We start from the raw sequence: 19,013 nt of genomic DNA, 5'->3' as shown, positions 1-19,013 counted from the left end.
TCTGACTCGATGTTTATTGTTCTTATTTTAAACACGCTAATAACTTTTAAAAGGCTGTTAGAACACTAAAAACATAAAATAGCCACAACCACTGAAAATTTATTTTTCATCAGCATGCCGCTTAATAACCAAGGTGAATATATCAAGTCATTGAAAATTAGAACGTTCCTATTCAGCCAAAAACACTGCAATCTAAAATCGTATTTTCTGCTCTAAATACACTGTTTTTAGTGCAAGACGCTGACTTATTTTTATCATACAATCGCGGTTTAATTGGTTCTTCAAAATTGCAGTTTCCTGCTTTTTATTAAATAAATCATTCATATTTTGTCGTCAGTCTTTTTACAAGGGTTATCTATGTCACCTGAACCTAGCGTCGTGAACAATACGCTAAGCACTACCGCTATTTTGTTAGTACTTGCACTGGGTACTTTTATTTTAGGATTATCGGAATTTTCGATGATGCCGATGCTGCCATTGTTCAGCGAAACATTTGCCTCAACACCAGCACAAAGCGGTTATACCATTAGCGCCTATGCGATTGGCGTAGTGATCGGCGCACCGTTTTTTATGATCACCACAGCAAACATGCGCAAGCGTAATGCTTTGCTATTATTTGTGTCGATGATGTTTATATTTAACGGCTTAAGCGCATTTGCTAATTCGTTAGAGCAGCTTATATTATTTCGCTTTTTAAGTGGTTTACCCCACGGAGCTTATTTTGCTGTTGCCATTTTATTAGCCGCAGATATAGCACCTGCCAATAAACGCGCCAGCTTTATGTCTAAAGTATTTATGGGCCTTACCATAGCAACGATTGTTGGCGTACCTATGGTTACTTTAGTCGGTCAAAATTTTAGTTGGCGTTATTGTTTAGCGGGCACCGCAGTGCTGGCACTTGTTGCGTTAATTCTAATTGTAAAGTTCATACCAAACACAAAAAATTCAGCCCCTTCGTCGTTATTAAGCGAGTTGAGCGTACTGAAAAATAAGCTGGTTTGGTCAATTTTAGGGATCATTATTGTTGGCTTTGGCGGGGTGTTTTGCATTTATACTTATATTGCCGATACAATTTTAGTGGTCACCCACACACCAGCCTACACTATATCAATTGCAATGGTTATGTTCGGTATTGGTTGTACGCTGGGAAACTATATTTTAGGTAAAGCGGCGGATCATTCGCCCCTTAAAACCACTGGTATAGCACTTGTTGGCGCAATCGTTTTTGCTACAACTTATGTAATGGCAAGCCATAACATTTGGTTACTTTATGCAGTTATATTTTTTATTGGTTTTAGTGTCGGACTTGGCACAGTTATCCAAACTATGTTGATGGATGTATCTCCGCATGGGCACGCAATGATTGGCGCACTTGTACAATGCGCATTCAATACTGCAAATGCAATTGGTCCTTGGGTTGGCGGCTTAGCAATTGCACAAGGCGCGCAACCTAATCAAACCGGCTATGTCGCCGCAGTGTTATTTGCTGGTGGATTTATCATGTGGTTACTGAGTGCATTGCAAATGGGTAAACAAAAACCGCAATTAGTTGCCCCATAAACAGCACTACACTCTGCGTACTTTAAGCACGCAGAGTGTAGAATTTATACCTCTTCATCTTGAAAGATATCTTCAATTTTTAATTTAAATAAACGAGCTGCTTTAAACGCTAATGGTAAACTAGGATCGAACTTGCCTTTTTCGATAGCATTCACCGTTTGCCTTGATACATCAAGTAGCTCTGCTAATTTTGCCTGAGTAAGGTCATGCTCTGCGCGCAATACTTTAAGGCGGTTTTTCATTCTTCGTCCTCAGCGCCAAGTTGTTTATTCATCACTACGACAGACACTAAATAAGTTATCCCCATAAACATCACTAAATGGGAAATCCCTTGTCGAAACGAAATTACCCCGCTCGTTTGTAATACCGAGTATGCTAAACCAAATACTAAACTCCCTCCTAAGGTAATCGCCATCGCATTTAAATGTAACCGTTGCTGCAATTCATCTAAGCCAGCTAAATGGCGTTTATTTGCCATAATCATCATAATACCTGCGAAAACATTAACCATAATTGCCACTATACTAAGTAGCGTGTTCTGCTCGCCCCACAGCAACAATGGCCCGAATGACGCAAGCGCCAAAGTTAAAACCCACGCCAGAGTCCACTTTGCTAAATAAACAGCGTTTAGTTTGTTGCGTTGTTTGAATGTTAATCCTGTTTGTTGTTTCATGCTCTCGCCTTTTTAGTCAAGTAAACTTGACTAAGTATTGTTGAGGCTCACAGAAAAGTCAAGCAAGCTTTACATAAAGTAATGTATAGCAGACATAGCTTGTACCGTGACTGTTTAATAAAGCTTTTTAACGTTTAACTCAGAATATTGTATTAACTTATTGCTTGCAGTAGGATAAAACAAAGCTGTTTAAAGCAACCTCAATTTTAACAATAACAATGATGAGCCCTGCATGCGTAAATCTGTTTTCTTTGTCGGTGAATGGCAAGTAACACCTGCCACCAATAGCTTACGACGAGGTGCGCAAGTCAAACAACTTGAGCCCAAAGCGATGGATGTTTTATTATTATTATGCGAAAAACAAGGAGAATTAGTTAGCACTGAAGAGATCATTAATCACTGCTGGCGTACTGTTGCAGTGGGCGATAACCCATTGCACAAAGTCATCACGCAATTACGTAAAGCATTTGACGACAAAGCCAGTGATCCGCAATACATAGAGACAATCCGCAAGCGCGGCTACCGCGTTATCGCCAAAATAGAGCTCCCTCTCGATGACGAGCAAAAAGCCAGCCATAGTAAATGGCAAGGCAGCTCACCCTTTGTTGGCTTAAGCGCGTTCACTCCCAATGAAGCCGATGTTTTTTTTGGCCGCAGCAAACAAATAAACACACTATTACAGCGGGTATCGGCACAAATAAGTTTTGGCCGCGCTTTTAGCTTATTGCTCGGCTCAAGTGGCTCAGGTAAATCATCTTTAGTCAATGCAGGTATATTACCGGCATTAATGAGTGAGTCAGGATTTGATGGCTTTCGGGTCGAGTCATACTGCCAACTTGATTTTGCTGATATAAGTAAAGATCGGCTATTTCTCGATTTAGCCTCTACCCTACTTGATTTAGAAATCAACGACGCCCCGGTACTTAGCGATATGAGTGCCGACACCTTGAGCGAGTTATTACAAAACGCGCCTGAGCAAATTATTGAGCGTTGCCAGATGGCTGTAAAGCAAAGCCAAACAACCCATATAAAACCGTACTTATTTTTATTTATCGACCGCCTTGAAGTATTGCTGTCGTCGCCAGTATTTAGCGAGCAAGAGCGCAGCCAGTTTTTAACAATTATAGAGTTACTCGCCACCAGTAACTGCATTATTATATTTAGCGCCTGTCGAAATGACTTTTACCCGCAAGTGGTCAATCAACCTAGCTTAATGGCGGGCAAAGCCAATGGCGCCCATTTTGACTTACTGCCGCCCACTCGCACTGAATTAAAACAGATGATCCGCCTCCCAGCTTTAGCCGCAGGGCTTAGTTGGCAGCTTGACCCTGAGCACCAAACCCCACTGGATGAAATACTCTGTAACGAAACCGCCAATAACCCCGACGCCCTGCCAATGCTGCAATACACTTTGCAACAACTGTACTTACAGCGCAGCGAAAACGATGAGCTATTAGTCTCACAATACCAAGCATTGGGCGGTATTGAAGGCGCGATTGGCCAAAAAGCTGAGCACGTTTTTACACAACTGCCCAAGCAACAACAATCCCAGCTGAGCTTGGTATTATCAAAACTAATTACCCTGCACGCTGATGGCGAAACCCTCACCAGCCGCGCAGCCCGTTGGGATGAACTCACCACCCCGGCACAAACACAACTTGCACAAGCGATGGTCGATAGCCGCTTATTTGTATCGCACCTTAAAAACGAGCAAGCCTGTTTTAGTTTGGCGCATGAAGCACTACTACGTCAGTGGCAACGTGCCATAGACTGGATAAACCACCACCAACAAAGCTTAGCCATTAAAAGTCGCTTACAAATTTCCACCGAGCGTTGGTTAAACGAGCATAAACATGCCGACTTTTTATTAGCGCAGGGCAAGCCGTTACAAGAAGCACAAAGCCTTATAAATAACGCTATGTTTACCCTCAGCGCTGCTGAACTGAGTTTAATTAAAGCATCAAACCGCAGAGCAAAACGCAAAAAAACAGTGTTACAAGCCACCGCGGTTGCACTTATTTTACTCAGTTTTATAGCCACCTTTATGAGCGTACGCAGTTACCACGCCGAGCAAGTCGCGCAGCAAAAACGCTTAGAAGCCGAAAGCCTACTTGGCTTTATGGTGGGTGAATTTGCCGATAAACTGCGTAGCGTTAAACGTATGGATTTGCTCGATGGTATTAGCAATAAAGCGCTGGAGTATTTTACTAATCAAGCTGATGAGGACAACTCTCTCTTTAGCTTTACAGACCAAAAAACCGAATTTAACAACCGCTTTCAATATGCACAAACCCTTGAGGCAATGGGAGAAGTGGCCTATTCCCGCGGTAAAACCGACGAAGCATTTACCGCGTTTGAGAGCGCCCGCACCCGACTTGAGGCATTATTAAAAACCCAACCTAGCAACTTAGAGTTACTTACGCTTGCGGGTGCCAATGCCTTTTGGTTAGGGCAGCTTCATTATGATAAAAGTGATTACGCTGCCACAGAGCCAATGTTTAAAAAATACCAAGCCTATAGTGAAACAATGTACTCCCTAGCACCCAATGACTTTAACTCCATTATGGAGTTGTCGTATTCACATAATTCATTGGGTTCTTTGTATTTGAACCAATTTACCTACCAAGCCGCAAAGCAAAACTTTACACAGTCGCTAATCCTTAAAAACAAAGCACTTGAGCTAAAACCTAATAATAAAGATTTACTGCGCGATAGAGCCGATACCATTAGTTGGCTTGCCAGTACTGATGAGAAATTAGGTAACTTTAATGAAGCATTGGGCATGCTTAATAGCGCTGCTAACGAGCTAGGGACTCTATTGTTACAATACCCAAACGATGCCAGTTTGCACAGTGCTCTTGCTTATCAATATATACAGCAAAGCTATTTATTAAGTTACTTTACTGATAAAAGCGCAGCGTATGAAAAAGCTAAGCTTGCGACTGACTCCATCAACCAAGCTCGTATACAAGACCCTGATAATAATCAAATTCAGCGCTATTATTATAGATTTTTAGCTTTGCAATTAATGTTATCTGATGATAAAAAGGTTAATAGCAAGGTGGATGACATACTAAGCTTTATAGCGCAAGAGGGTTTTAGGAGTACAGAAGTAATTAATACCCAAATAAGCTTGATTGAATATTTTTTACAACGAGGTTTTGAGCCTAAAGCTAGAGCACTTTTAACAGCACTTGAACAAAGTGATGATTATAAAGAACAACTAACTCGATTTGACGAAACTAGCTTTACCTCTATTTTAGTAAAATTATATTTAATTAATGCAAAACTCACTCCAAACGAAGAAAAAAGAAAACAATATTGCCAAAATATACTTATCACTTTAGAGAATAAAAAAAGCAAAAGTATATACTATACCTTCCCACTCATTAAAGCGCATACTTGCTTAAATAGAGAAGCCGAGATTACAGGCTTAAAAAACAGCCTAATTAAATTGGGCATCAGTAACTTTGAACTATAACAATCAAAAAGGAAAAAACATGCTTCCAACCTTAACTCCATTTATATTTAACGTGGACATTACTATAAACGACAATGACGAAGCGATCATAACTTACTATGAAAATGACAAAGTAGTTAGCGGTGGTGGCAGCGTTGTAGATGCCAATTCAATTGGCCTTTATATCATTAGAGATAACACGACCAATGACGGCATCACATTCGTTGATGTTGAGTTCTCTGAGGTAGAAGGCTCTGTAGAGCCTTGCCCTAAAGAAGACTTTGCAGGCGCATTAATAAAAGGGGGTAGAGCCATTTGTGTTTATGATTCAAATGAAAATACCGGCCGTACTTGCATGCGTTTTGTAGTAGAACGCGGCGGTAAAACTTACAAAAGCCCGGATCCACAAATTGAAAATAAGAAAGAACCTAACTAAAACAGGCTAATAACGCCTGAATACTTTGCATAGGTTAGTTAAAAACCTGTGCAAATTAAAAAATAAGACAATAAAAATCAACATCTTAAAACCAGAAGATTACCAGAAGGTTTATTTGCACTTTTTTAAGTAAATTTATAGACACCAAAAACGTATAGCAAAGCGTAAGGATCAAACGTGTCTAAGCAAACAAATAATAATAACCAAGCACTTAATACAACACAGCAATCAAAAGCTGCGGGTAAAACATTGTCGACCTGCCTGTCACACATACAGTTTGGCGCATTAATAGAGCTATTTAATGGCACTGCTGAAGGCATTTTTGTTATTGATGAACAAGGCACGTTTGAGTTTGTTAACCCGATGGCGGCGCAGCTTTTAGGCGACTCACAACAATCGTTAATTGGCCAAAGCTTACTGCCGTTTTTGCACGAAACAGATCGTGACAAATACATGTATACGCTATTAAACTGGCTTGATATAAAAGACACTCGCCTTAACTTTGGCCCAAATGAAGTTAAAATAAATAAACTCGATGGCAGTATAATCGAAGCCGATTTATCTATTTCTAACATGCCACAAAGCATTGCCTGTGCACAAAAGCTATACGTTTGTATATTACATGATTTAAGCGCGCATAAAGCGATATTTAATCGATTAAAAATACAAGCCTCGACTGATCACTTAACCGGCCTTGCTAACCGTTTTACGCTTGATGAGTCATTAAATAAATTTTGGGCAGAGAGTATTCAAAGCCATCAGCCTTTAAGCACAATACTGATTGATGTCGATCATTTTAAGAGGTTCAACGATACCTACGGCCATATTAAAGGCGATAAGTGCTTACAAAAAATAGCCAAGGTTATTTTGCAATGTATACCATCAAGAGATTGTTTAGCCGCTCGCTATGGCGGTGAAGAATTTGCTGTTATTCTGCCACGTTGCAACCGTGATAGTGCCGCCGTTGTTGCCAGACACATTCAACAACAGATTAATGCGATGTCATTTACTGACATTGGCCTACCGCCAGAAGTTAAAGTAAGTGTGAGCCAAGGTATTGCCTGCGAATTTGATAACCAATACCGCACCTGCGAAGCACTAATATGTGCCGCTGATACGGCTTTATATAGAGCAAAATCTGACGGCAGAAATAAAATTAGTATTAGTGCTTAATACGCTATAACGGTAAATAATTTGTCTATCAGTTACAGCTCGCTATTACTTTTTGCAGACAGAACTGCAACTTGTAAATAAAACACACTAACAGTTACATAAGACGCAAAATATTAACAATTAAGGTGCATTGCTACTATGGTATTCTGATCTATTCTTTGTTGAGTAAACATTTTATTAGTAAAATGTTGTTGGTTAAAATCAACATACTCAAGGGATTACTATATGGCTAACTTAAAAAAACTGCCCCTACATTTAGCAATATGCAGTACATTTGCTTTTCAAGTAAGTGCCATTGCAGCAGAGCAACCAACTAGCGAAAACGAAGTAAAAGATATTGAAGTTATTTCGGTCACCGGCACACGTCGTAGTTTACGCAGCCTGTCGGAAAGTACAGTTCCTGTAGACTTGCTAACCAGTCGTGATCTGGCAACCACAGGCCAACTAGAAATAAGCCAAGTGCTTGCAGCCCAATTACCTAGCTTTAACTACCCAAGTGCAACCCTCGCTGATGGTACTGACCATGCAAAACCTGCAGTATTAAGAGGCCTAGCTCCCGATCACACCTTAGTACTTGTCAATGGTAAACGCCGTCACTCAGGTGCTTTATTGAATTTAGGTGGCACAGTTGGCCGCGGCTCTACGGCTGTTGATTTAAATAATATTCCAACCTCTGCGATTAAGCGCGTCGAAGTACTGCGTGATGGTGCAGCGGCTCAATATGGCTCAGATGCCATTGCTGGTGTGATCAATATTGTACTCAAAGATGCCGATGAAGGCGGTAGTGTAAGCTACACCTATGGTGAGTACGACACACAAATGGCGGGCTCTCCTCAGTTACTCAGCACCAGTGCTGATGCGCAAGGTAATTTAAGCTTTGCCAAAGGCGAAGACCGTAAAGTAAACGATGGTATTACCCGAACTGCAAGTGCCAATGCGGGCTTTTCGCTAAGCGAGAATGGCTTTATCAATATCTCAATTGAAACCCGTAACAACGAGCCAACTAACCGCTCAGGTATTGATGAGCGAGAACAATATAATCGTGATGAAAACGGCGCGCTTGATCCAAAAGAGCTGACGTTTGACCGTTATAATCACCGCTTTGGTAAAGCCGATGTTGAAGATATCGCGCTATTTTATAATCTTGGCTACGACTTTAGTGATGACTTATCACTTTACTCTTTTGCCAGTTATTCAAATCGTAAAGGTAACTCAGGCGGTTTCTATCGTCGTGCCAAAGACAACCGTAATTTGCCAAGCGTTTATCCAGATGGGTTTTTACCAAACATTGACACTGATGTTGACGACTATTCGTTTGCTATCGGTTTAAATGGGGCTAGTAATGATTGGACATGGGATATCAGCACTAATTATGGTCGCAATGATTTTGCCTTAGGTGTTAGCAATAGCATCAATACCTCTATGGGTGCTAACAGTCCGACAGAGTTTGATAATGGCGCATTAGTGTATGAACAATTCCTTGTTAACATGGATGCCAGCAATAGCTTTGACTTAGGCTTACCTGATGACGTGTTTGTTACCATTGGTACTGAATATCGCCATGAAAACTACCAAATCAAAGCCGGTGAACAAGCTTCGTATTTAACGGTACTTGATGCACAAGGCGTACCTGTTGCCGCCGGTGGTGCACAAGTTTTATCAGGTTTTTCACCGGATAGTGCAACTGATAAAAGCCGCCATAACATTGCTCTATTTGCTGAATTTGATACCTACCTCACTGAAAATTGGAATGCTGTGCTAGCAGGTCGATTTGAAGACTATAGTGACTTTGGCAGTACTTTTACAGCGAAACTTGCCAGCCGCTATAGCATTACTCCTTCATTATCGTTACGTGGTGCTATCAGTAGTGGTTTTAGAGCACCGTCTCTTGCACAAACGTCTTATAAATCAGTCAGCACTGTATTTGAAAATGGCGTACCTAGAGAAGTCGGATTATTTCCAAGTAGTGAGCCTGCTGCCAAAGCGCTTGGCGCAAAAGATTTAGACGCTGAAGAGTCTGTCAATATGACCGCTGGTTTTATCTTCACAGAAGGTAATTTTAGCTTCACGCTTGATGCTTATCGTATCGATATTGATGATCGCATTGTGCTTTCTGAAAACTTAGAAGGCCCTGCTGTTGAAGCTATTTCACAACAAGCCGCTGAGCTTAATACCCAAAGTGTGCGCTACTTTACCAATGCTATCGATTCGCGTACTCAAGGGGTAGATATTGTTGCCACCTATTTACTTGGTTTAGCTGACTATGGTGACTTACGCTTAAGTGCCGCTGTAAACTTTAACGATACAGAAGTTACTCATGTGAAAGACAATCCACCGGAACTGGAAGCGTTAGGTGATGAATATCAATACTTTGCACGACGTGAAATTTCTCGATTCGAAAAAGGCACACCAGCAGATAAATGGAACCTGTCTGCAACATGGGATTATGAAAATATTCAAACCACGCTTCGTGCAACACGCTATGGTGAAGTAGTTGATACCTCAAGTAGCGCTGAGGGTGATGAGCTTCTAAAAGCAAAGTGGCTCACCGATATTGAAGTAGCGTATCGTCCAACTGAGCAATGGAAACTTGCTTTAGGTGCTAATAATCTATTTGATCAGTACCCGCAAGATACGGTAAGTAATATTGGTTATAGTGATTTTAACCAAATTTTCACTTACAGCGGGTTCACGCCATATAGTTTAGATGGCCGCTTTGTTTATGCGAATGTAGCGTTTAGCTTTTAATTAAACAAATAACTACGGCCCATATAAATATGGGCCGTCTTATCGAGGGTGCATAGTTACAATCGCTACAAAGTTAAGGCTTTAGCTAATTGTTCATAGACTATTTTATGGTTACGATTTAAGTCACTCACTTTAACCGCTTTAAACCACTTAATGGCCTGCTGATTATCTTTTGCTTGCCAGCATATTTCTGCCAGCCTTAATGTATGCGAAGCTTTGGTAATATCATCGCTGCCATCGACCATATAACTTAACGAGTCAACATAATACTTAATGGCAAGGTCATACTGTCCGAGCAATTGATATGTACGCGCTAAATTCCCTTGTGCAACAATAATTTTGCCTTGATGCTGAGTTGGAAGTATCCAATCGAGTGCTTTTTTTCTACTATCTCTGGCATTTTCTAAATCGCCAAAAGCATGATAAATATTTGCTTTATTGGAATGTAATTCAAAATTAAAAATTGGGTCTTTACTCTTGCCAAACTTTCGTTCGGTTTTGAGTAGCATTTGAAAAGCGGATTCTTTATTACCAAAAACATACTGCAAATTGGCTAACTCAAGCATTCGCATTGGATCTGCAAACGCGTCGTACATCAACTGTATATCTGTAAGAGCCTTATTAGCATAGATTTCTGCAAGCTCATCATCCTCAGAGTAACGTAAGGCTTTGGCATAATAAAAGTAAACTTGGACTTTAAATACTTCAGGTAGATCATCTCGTTCTGCGAATGGCTCAACAATGATTTTTAAGGTTTCATAATCACTTTTATCGTAATAATAATCAAATAAGTAAGACTTGGCTTTGTACCACCGAGAAGAATCTAGCTCTGATTTCTCTATACGTTCATTAATATAAACTAAGCAGTCTTTCTCTGGCTGCTGTAAGCAGAATTGTTCGTGATCACTAAAGTGTTCAGACGCATTAGCTAGCGTAGAGAAAATAAAGATAAAAATAGCGACTATGAAGTGATTTTTTATCATAAAGTTTAAGTAAACGCTTAATGCTGTAAAGGATATACATAGATTAAAACATATTTGCATAAAATTATTAACAAATATTATACAAAAACAGATCGTTACGTACTAAGAGTGGGGATAATAAACTGGCTTAGGCAATTACAAAAATATTTTATAATTGCCTAAGCATTTGAAAGGTATATATACCTTTACTGATGGCGCTGAATAACTGGTCGCACAGCAGTATTTTTGTATGCTAAATTAAGCTGCTTTTTTCAGCGCTTTTTTAAGCTTACCTATTTTGGCTTTTTGTTTTGCGACTTTATCTTTACGAGCGCTGATTTCTTTTTTAATCGATTTTACTTCTTTACTGATTGCTTTAGCTGGTTTCTTTGACATTGAGTATTTCCTTTTTAATTATGTAGCTCGCTACTGCGAGAGTTGTACTTTATGATAAAAAAGAACCAGATGATACGCGCCAACCAGTTCTTCACTAAAGGTTCACACAACAGAAATAAAACTGAAATTAATCAAATACCTGTAAAAGTTATCATACTGCGTACACTAAAATACTAAAGTAGTAATAAACTACCTAACCCTAAGAAAGTGACAAAGCCAACGATATCGGTCACTGTTGTCAAGATTACTGAACCTGACAGTGCCGGGTCGATTTTCATTTTATCTAAAATCGAAGGGATCACCACGCCAGACAAAGAGGCTGCAATTAAATTAAGCAAAATAGCCACTGTAATAGTGATACTGAGCATCACATCACTAAACCAGAAATAGGTAAGCACACCAATTACCATAGCCCACACACAGCCATTTACAGCCCCTACCCTAAGCTCTTTTTTAAGTAACGCCTTACGGTTTGAGTCGGTTACCTGACCAAGCGCTAAACCGCGCACGATTACGGTAAGTGTTTGACTACCGGCAATACCGCCCATTGATGCAACTACCGGCATTAATACTGCCAATGCAACTACTTGCTCAATGGTTGCGCCAAATAAGCCAATAAACCAGGATGCTAAAAATGCGGTTGCTAAATTAATGCCTAACCAAATACCACGGTTTTTCGCACTTTTTCGTACGCTGGCAAATAGGTCTTCGTCTTCTCGTAAACCACCCGCTTTAGCTGCGGCTTCATCGGTTACCTCTTGGCGCAACTCGTAGGCTGAAGTGACTTTTAAACGCCCTAACAGCTTGTTATCTGCATTGACCACTGGCATAGCCATTCTTTCGCTATGGATCACCACTTCAGCCGCTTCGTATAAGTCATCATCGGCATGTAAAGAGGCAACATCATGCACTGCAAAACTCAGCAAAGTATCAGAGTCGTTAGCTTTAAATAATGCATTAACTGGCACTTCACCAATTAAAGTGCCTTTACGGCTAACTAAATAAATCACTTCACTGTACTGAGGTAAACCTTTTTGCAAGATTTTGCGAGCACCTGCAACGGTTAGCTTTTCAGATACTTTAATAGCGTCAAAATCCAACCAGTGACCTAATTGCTCTGGGTTGTATTGCTGTGCAAGCTCGTACTGCTTAGTTTGTACTTCATCCAATTGATGGCGCGCGTATTCAACAAAGCGCTCCGGAATTATCTCTTCGAGTTCTAGTAACTCTTCAACACTCACTTCATCAAGTAATTTAAAACCGTCATCTTCATCTAGTGATTGTAATAACCAACGACAGCTATCCGCGCCTAAATTAATAAATATTTCGTGCTGGGTGTCTTCATCTAACAACTGCCAAATATCTAAACGTTGCTCTTTTGGCAATGCTTCAAACAATAACGACAAATGCTCAGTTGAGAGAATTTCTTTAGCGTCGGCTAACAGCTTGTTTTTACGTTCTGTGGTATCGCATTGCAGAAGCTCATCGATAAGCTGTGGGAGTTGATCAATCGGGTATTCAATCATGTTGAAGCCTTTGAATTTAACTACTTTGTGATTAGTTTACCTCAGCTTGAAAAAATAGTTTGAGAAATTTTGCGTGTATTCCCCACAACCTAATAGATTGTGGGGAATAACTTTTTATTTAAACCAGCCTTGCAGGCGCTCCATCAACAAGTAGTTAACTGGCACTAGCAACAAGGTAATAAAGGTCGCAAAAATAATTCCAAAACCAAGACTCACCGCCATCGGGATCAAAAATTGCGCTTGTGTTGCCTTCTCAAACAGTAGCGGCATTAAGCCTATAAAGGTCGTTAAGCTGGTTAACATCACAGGACGAAAACGTGATGCGCCCGCCATTTTTACCGCCTCCAGTAAATCCCCCCCTTCACTGCGTTTTTTATTAATAAAATCAACCAAAACGAGTGAATCGTTCACCACTACACCAATTAAGGCTAGCATGCCGAGTAAGCTCATAATGGTCAGTTCCATGCCCATGATCCAATGCCCTATTACCGCGCCTATCATGCCAAATGGGATCACACTCATAACGATCAATGGCTGCAAGTAGGATTTAAATGGGATTGCTAATAAGCCGTAGATAATAAAAAACACAAAAACCAATGCCCATGCAAGTGAACCAAATGACTCTCGCTGCTCTTTGGCTTCGCCTTCGAGTGAGTGACTTACACCAGGGTATTGCTGTACAAGCTCATCTAGGTAAATTTTTAAGTCAGCTTGGAGCACCGTCATATTGGTGTTTTCTTTTTCAATATCAGCGGTAACATTCAAAGTACGGTAGCGATCAATGCGATTTATCGACGAAGGACTTTGCCCTGGCACCAGCTTAGCTACATGCGATAAAGGCACAGTGCCGCCATCGGGTAGATTGATTAAAATATCTTTTAGATCCGCCACTGAGCGGCGCTCTTCGATTGGTAAACGCACCATTACTCGCACATCATCGCGGCCACGTTGAATACGCTGAGCTTGCGCTCCAAAAAATGAATTACGCACTTGTTGCGATACATCAACACGATTCAACCCCAGTGCTAGGCCTTGCTCTGTTAGCTCTATTTGTAGCTCTTCTTTGCCATCAGACATACTATCAGCAATATCAAATACCGTTGGGTATGTCGCTAACCGCGCTTTGACATGATCAGCCACTTCTTGCAATGTTGTCAGTGAGGTTGCCGTTAACTGTACGTCAATCGGATCGGAACTACGGCCAATTTCGGCTCTAAAAGTTAAGCTTTCAGCGCCAGGTATAATACCAATTAAATCGCGCCATTCGCTGGCAAGCTCGCGCGAGCCAATATCTGAGTCGCGGCTTTCAGCGGGTGTTATTTCAAAACGAACACTGCCAGAGTTAGACGCGCCACCGCGCCCGCCTGTGGTGGCGAGTATATTTAAAATAACACTTTCACCTGTATCTTCATCGCGGTACTTATCTTGTAATTGGCGTGCTTTATCCGACATATCAATGACATATTTATTAGTCACTTCAAACGGTGTGCCCGTTGGCAAGGTTAAGTTAACTCGAACCGTTTCACTTGGAATACGTGGGAAGAAAATAAACTTAGTCCAACCACTGGTGATCATGGTTAAAATGATCAAGAAAATACCAACAAACAAGCTCACCGTTGCTAGTTTATGCCGTAAAGCGAGGTTTAAAATGGGCTGATAGTATTTTAAGATTGCATGCTCAAAACCATCAGCAAAACGTTGTTGGAACTTATCAAATTTTGAGGGCTCGCCTTTTTGATGACGTAATTTGATGTACTTTAAATGCGCTGGTAACACGAACTTAGACTCAATTAACGAGAATAATAGCACGGGGATCACCACCACTGGAATTTGCGCAAATAACGCGCCACGGCCACCTTCAATAAACGCCAAAGGTAAAAAGGCCGCGACTGTGGTTAAAACCCCAAACGTTACCGGCGTTGCCACTTCTTGGGTACCACGAATAGCCGCTTGTTCACCTGATTCAGCCGTTTTTAAATGAGTATAAACATTTTCACCAGTAACAATGGCATCATCAACAACAATTCCCAGTACTAAAATAAAACCAAATAAGCTCATAATGTTCAGTGTTACACCAAACAATGGCATCGCTAAAAAAGCCCCCATAAACGATACTGGAATACCAATGAACACCCAGAATGCGATGGCCGGTCGTAAAAATAACGTCAGTAAAGCCAACACTAAAATGCCGCCTTGTAAGGCATTAGTGGTAAGCGTGGCAATACGACTTTTAACCAGTTCTGAATCATCATCCCAGTAACTCAGCTCAAACCCCATCGGCAGATTTGTTTGCTGGTTTTCAATGAATTCTTTAACCTCATCCGCCACGGTAATAGCACTTTGCGGGCCGATTCGGTACACATCAATAAACGCGGCTTGTTTACCATTAAAGCGGGTGCGCACTGGGGTTTCTTCAAAGTCATCGCTAATTTTAGCAATATCTCCAAGGCGAATTATGGTGCCATCGCTTTGGTGTTTTACTACAACTTGGGCAAATTCGTCTTTACGGTAAGCTTGGCCTTTAGAGCGAATGAGTACGTCGCCGCCTTCGGTTTTTAAATTCCCCGCAGAAATGTCTGAGCTCGAATTGCTAATGGCCCGTGAAATATCACTTAAACTTAAACTATATTGGCGTAATGTATCTTGACTGACTTCAATGGCTAACTCGTAATCGCGCACGCCACTTAGTTCAACCTGCGTCACGCTCGGTAAACGTAGTAATTGATCTCGTACTTGCTCGGCGTATTCGCGGGTTTCTTTTTCGCCGTAATCGCTGGCAACGGTGACTGCAATGACTTCGCGCTTGCGCTCTGCAAGAGCTACAACGGGCTTTTCGGCATCAACAGGAAAGGTATTGATCGCATCAACCCGGCTTTTTATATCGGCTAATAACTCCCGCGGATCATAACCGCTTTCAACTTCGATGCTAACCGAGGCAGAGCCTTCTGAGGAGCGACTTGAGATCTGCTTGATCCCTTCTAAATCTTGCACTGACTCTTCAATTCGAATCGTCACCCCTTGCTCTACATCTTCTGGCGTTGAGCCACGTAATGATACGCTAACGCTAATGCGATCGGTTTCAAATGAAGGAAATACTTCAAGCGGTATTTGCGTAGTTAAACTAAATAGACCCGCAAATACAATGCTGATCAGCAATAAATTAGCTGCAACATGATTTTTGGTAAACCAAGCTATCATGGTTTATCTCCTTGCGATCTTGCTGCGCGGCGTTTTTCAACTAACTGCTCAACAGTAATACCCTGTTTCTTAGCCATCTCTTCTAGCTGCTCACGACTTGGGCGCTGTTTTTTCACAGGTTCTGTCGAGGTTGCGGGTTCACCCATTACTTTAACTCGCGTACCCGAGCTCACCTGACCAAGCGGTGTGAGTACCAACTGTTCACCAGCCGTTAAACCACTGGCAATAATTCCTTGCGTGGCGTTTTGCCATGCTAAGCTAATCTCTTTACGCTTAAGTACGCCTTGCTCAACAACATACACATAGCTGCCTTGATAAATGGTGCTGTTAGGAATAACCAATACATCGTTTACCTGTTTACCGCTGATCTGCGCTTTAATATATTGCCCTATCTTAATTGGGTATTGGTTTTGCGCTGTTGCTTTGTATGGATCATTAATTTGTGCCACCACGTACAGTTGTTGGGCGCTTTCATCAATAGCTCCTTCGGTACGCGAAATTTGCCCAAGCCAACTTTGCTTGCCGACTAAGTCTGAAGTGAAATGCACCGCTGATCCAAGTGCATTTTTTTGCCCATCACGATATTGCTCTGGTAAGTTTATAAATGGCAAATCTTTATTTTTGATTGGCAGACGAATTTCCACACTATCAATGGCATAAATCGTTGCAAGCTGAGTATTATTAGACACCACTTGGCCTAGATCAACACTGCGACTGAGTACACGACCGGCATAAGGAGCTGTAATTTTAGTACGCTCTAAATCAAGTTCAGCTTTTTCAAGTTGCGCTTGAGCTGACAACACTTGTGCTTGCGCTGCGGCTAATTGTGGTTCGCGCAACACTAAGTTACTCGCTTGTGCACCATTACCTAAACGCTGCCAGTCAACCAAAGCTTGACGTCCACGCGCTTGCTCTTCTTGTAAGCCCTGTTGCGCAGTTAATAAGTTTGCTTGTGCGGCTTTTACTTCAGCGCGGTGATCCCTATCATCAAGTTGCAGTAACACATCCCCTTTTTCAAAAAAGCCCCCTTCGCGAAACTGCTCACTAACCGCAATGATTTGCCCCGATGCTTGAGCAACTAAGCCACTTTGCGTACGTGGTTTTACGGTGCCAAAACTATCAATCATCACTTGGTATGATTGCGGTGTTAGTAACTGCACTGCCACACTAATTTGTGCTTTAGGTGGCGCTGCAAAACGATTAGCTTGCGGCGGGTTACCTTGAATGAACATAACGATTGCTGCGGTTGCTGCAATCACTACGGCTGGGATCAATATTTTTCTGGTTTTTAAGTTCATAGTTATTGCTCTGTTGATGCGTTGGTTGGCTGTGAAAAATCGCCACCAAGGGCAATATGAAGATTTATACGGTTAATAATAAGTTGGTTTTTAATTTCGATGACTGAGCTTTGAGCATCAAAAGAGCGGTCTTGTGCATCTAATACGGTGGTGTAAGTGACTAAACCACTTTGATATTGCTCAAATGATAATTGCTCTGCTGCAATAGCATTTTCTTGCGCTTTAAGCGTAGCCTGGTAGCGCTGTTGTAATGACTGCTCTTGCGAAATAGCTTGTTCAACATCATTAAATGCATCATACAAACTCGCTAAATAATTTTGCTCTTGGCTTAGCACTGCTAACCGCGCAGCTTCCTCGTTTGCTTTTAGTCTACCTGCATCAAACAGCGGCATAGAAATGCTACCAACCAACGACCATGCCAGGCTCGACGGAGAAAACAAGTCGCTTACTCGGTCTGTGCTATCACCTAACGTTGCTGATAAATCTAAGCTGGGAAAACGTTGTTTATGGGCATAGGCCAAATTAGCATCGGTACTTAACAGTTGATACCAACTGGCCATTAAACTTGGTTTACGGGTGATCAATTCTGACGGTAAACCTAATGGAATAGGTTTATCTAATAATGGTAGCTCGGCCTCGACAGTTAAGGCGCCTTTTGGATAATCTCCAGTTAGCCGTTCAAGTGTTCGAATAGCTTGATTTAATGTCGCTTTTTGCCCGGCAATTCGCGAGCGTTCAGTATTTAGTTCATTACGCGTTAAATACACATCTAACGCATCATTTAAACCTTGGCGATAACCCGATTCAATAATTGCCAAATTTTGCTCAGCGTTTTTTTCACGCTGTTGATACAGTGCCAATAGCTTTTGCGCACTGATGACATTAAACCAGCCGCTGACTACATCGCCTACTAAGCGCTGCTTACTTTGCTCAAAATTGGCTTGCTCTGCTAAAAATTCAAGGTTAGCTTGACGCTGCGCATCAGATAGCTTGCCCCATAGATCAATTTCGTAGCTGAGGGTTAAATTTGCCGAACTGGCATTATTGTAGCTAACAGGGCGATTATCTTTGCTGCGATTCGTCCGCGAAGATAAATCCAAGCTCGGCCACAACGCGGCGCCTGTGGCAATTAGCTGCTGCTGTTTAATAGCAACATCATAACCGGACTGCAAAATTTGCTGGTTATTTGCTAATGCCTGTTCAACTAGAAAAAAAACTTGTGGGTTTTCTAGCTGCTGCAGCCAATTATCTTCAACCTTTAATGCAGACGTAGTCGCTTGTTGCCAAAGCTCTGGGGTATTTGCGATATCTTGCGCACGTTCAGTAGGATTGAGCTGATTGCTGCATGCACTGAGCAGCAACACACTCACCGCCACTAAACTCGGCTTAAGTTGCCAAATCATATAAAAACCTGAATTACTGCTATTTATGAGTGTAATTCAAGCACCAGTGCAGCAATAGCTCAACTGACTTTACATAACATTACACATGCTTAAAGGAAACAGCGGTGAAGCGCAGGTTTTGTGGGATTAAAGGTGAAAGGTGAAAGGTGAAAGGTGAAAGGTGAAAGGTGAATTAGAAAA

At 41.5% G+C, this 19,013-nt stretch carries 13 protein-coding genes; 5 read left to right on the top strand and 8 right to left on the bottom strand.

Annotated elements, in window-relative coordinates; translation table 11 throughout:
- Positions 1-357: 357 nt before the first annotated feature.
- A complete protein-coding gene (locus H5232_RS01305; RefSeq protein ID WP_149980869.1) occupies positions 358-1,560 on the top strand; it encodes an MFS transporter in 1,203 nt (400 codons plus the stop codon).
- Positions 1,561-1,604: 44 nt separating this feature from the next.
- Here H5232_RS01305 and H5232_RS01300 read toward each other — a convergent pair whose 3' ends face one another.
- Positions 1,605-1,802 carry a helix-turn-helix transcriptional regulator gene (locus H5232_RS01300; RefSeq protein ID WP_145237509.1) on the bottom strand — a complete coding sequence of 66 codons (198 nt, stop codon included), beginning with the start codon at positions 1,800-1,802 and terminating at the stop codon, positions 1,605-1,607.
- Complete coding sequence (locus tag H5232_RS01295) at positions 1,799-2,233, bottom strand: hypothetical protein (protein ID WP_182717028.1); 435 nt, start codon at positions 2,231-2,233, stop codon at positions 1,799-1,801. The genes H5232_RS01300 and H5232_RS01295 overlap by 4 nt, the downstream gene beginning before the upstream one ends.
- A 232-nt stretch (positions 2,234-2,465) precedes the next feature.
- Between H5232_RS01295 and H5232_RS01290 the strand changes: the two genes are divergently transcribed.
- From H5232_RS01290 to H5232_RS01275, 4 genes are all read left to right on the top strand, one after another.
- Positions 2,466-5,714, top strand: coding sequence for a winged helix-turn-helix domain-containing protein (locus H5232_RS01290; RefSeq protein ID WP_182830486.1), 3,249 nt, complete (start codon positions 2,466-2,468; stop codon positions 5,712-5,714).
- A gap of 19 nt (positions 5,715-5,733) precedes the next feature.
- Positions 5,734-6,129: a DP-EP family protein gene (locus H5232_RS01285; protein ID WP_182739399.1), complete on the top strand. Its 396-nt coding sequence runs from the start codon at positions 5,734-5,736 to the stop codon at positions 6,127-6,129.
- A gap of 177 nt (positions 6,130-6,306) precedes the next feature.
- Positions 6,307-7,302 (top strand): GGDEF domain-containing protein, encoded by a 996-nt coding sequence (locus H5232_RS01280; RefSeq protein ID WP_182830485.1) that lies wholly within the window; start codon positions 6,307-6,309, stop codon positions 7,300-7,302.
- A 225-nt stretch (positions 7,303-7,527) separates the two neighbouring features.
- Entirely contained in the window at positions 7,528-10,050 is a 2,523-nt protein-coding gene (locus tag H5232_RS01275; protein WP_182830484.1) for a TonB-dependent siderophore receptor, read from the top strand.
- A gap of 65 nt (positions 10,051-10,115) precedes the next feature.
- On the opposite strand, the gene H5232_RS01270 is transcribed toward H5232_RS01275, so the two are convergent.
- The 6 genes from H5232_RS01270 to H5232_RS01245 all read right to left on the bottom strand — a co-directional run bounded on the left by H5232_RS01270 (position 10,116) and on the right by H5232_RS01245 (position 18,833).
- Positions 10,116-11,033, bottom strand: coding sequence for a tetratricopeptide repeat protein (locus H5232_RS01270; protein ID WP_182767523.1), 918 nt, complete (start codon positions 11,031-11,033; stop codon positions 10,116-10,118).
- A gap of 237 nt (positions 11,034-11,270) precedes the next feature.
- Complete coding sequence (locus H5232_RS01265; protein WP_169020715.1) at positions 11,271-11,408, bottom strand: hypothetical protein; 138 nt, start codon at positions 11,406-11,408, stop codon at positions 11,271-11,273.
- 173 nt (positions 11,409-11,581) lie between these two features.
- Positions 11,582-12,934, bottom strand: a complete 1,353-nt coding sequence (locus H5232_RS01260) for a magnesium transporter (RefSeq protein WP_182830483.1) — start codon at positions 12,932-12,934, stop codon at positions 11,582-11,584.
- A gap of 114 nt (positions 12,935-13,048) precedes the next feature.
- A complete protein-coding gene (locus H5232_RS01255) occupies positions 13,049-16,132 on the bottom strand; it encodes an efflux RND transporter permease subunit (RefSeq protein ID WP_182830482.1) in 3,084 nt (1,027 codons plus the stop codon).
- Complete coding sequence (locus H5232_RS01250; RefSeq protein WP_182717020.1) at positions 16,129-17,430, bottom strand: efflux RND transporter periplasmic adaptor subunit; 1,302 nt, start codon at positions 17,428-17,430, stop codon at positions 16,129-16,131. Before H5232_RS01250 ends, H5232_RS01255 begins: the two co-directional genes overlap by 4 nt.
- 2 nt (positions 17,431-17,432) lie before the next feature.
- Entirely contained in the window at positions 17,433-18,833 is a 1,401-nt protein-coding gene (locus H5232_RS01245; protein ID WP_182717019.1) for a TolC family protein, read from the bottom strand.
- Positions 18,834-19,013: the final 180 nt, after the last annotated feature.

The organism is Pseudoalteromonas sp. SG41-5 (assembly GCF_014164495.1).
Taxonomy (GTDB): Bacteria; Pseudomonadota; Gammaproteobacteria; order Enterobacterales; family Alteromonadaceae; genus Pseudoalteromonas; species Pseudoalteromonas rhizosphaerae.
The sequence above is the reverse complement of the archived record's forward strand: the minus strand, read 5'-3'. Positions and strand labels throughout refer to the sequence as shown.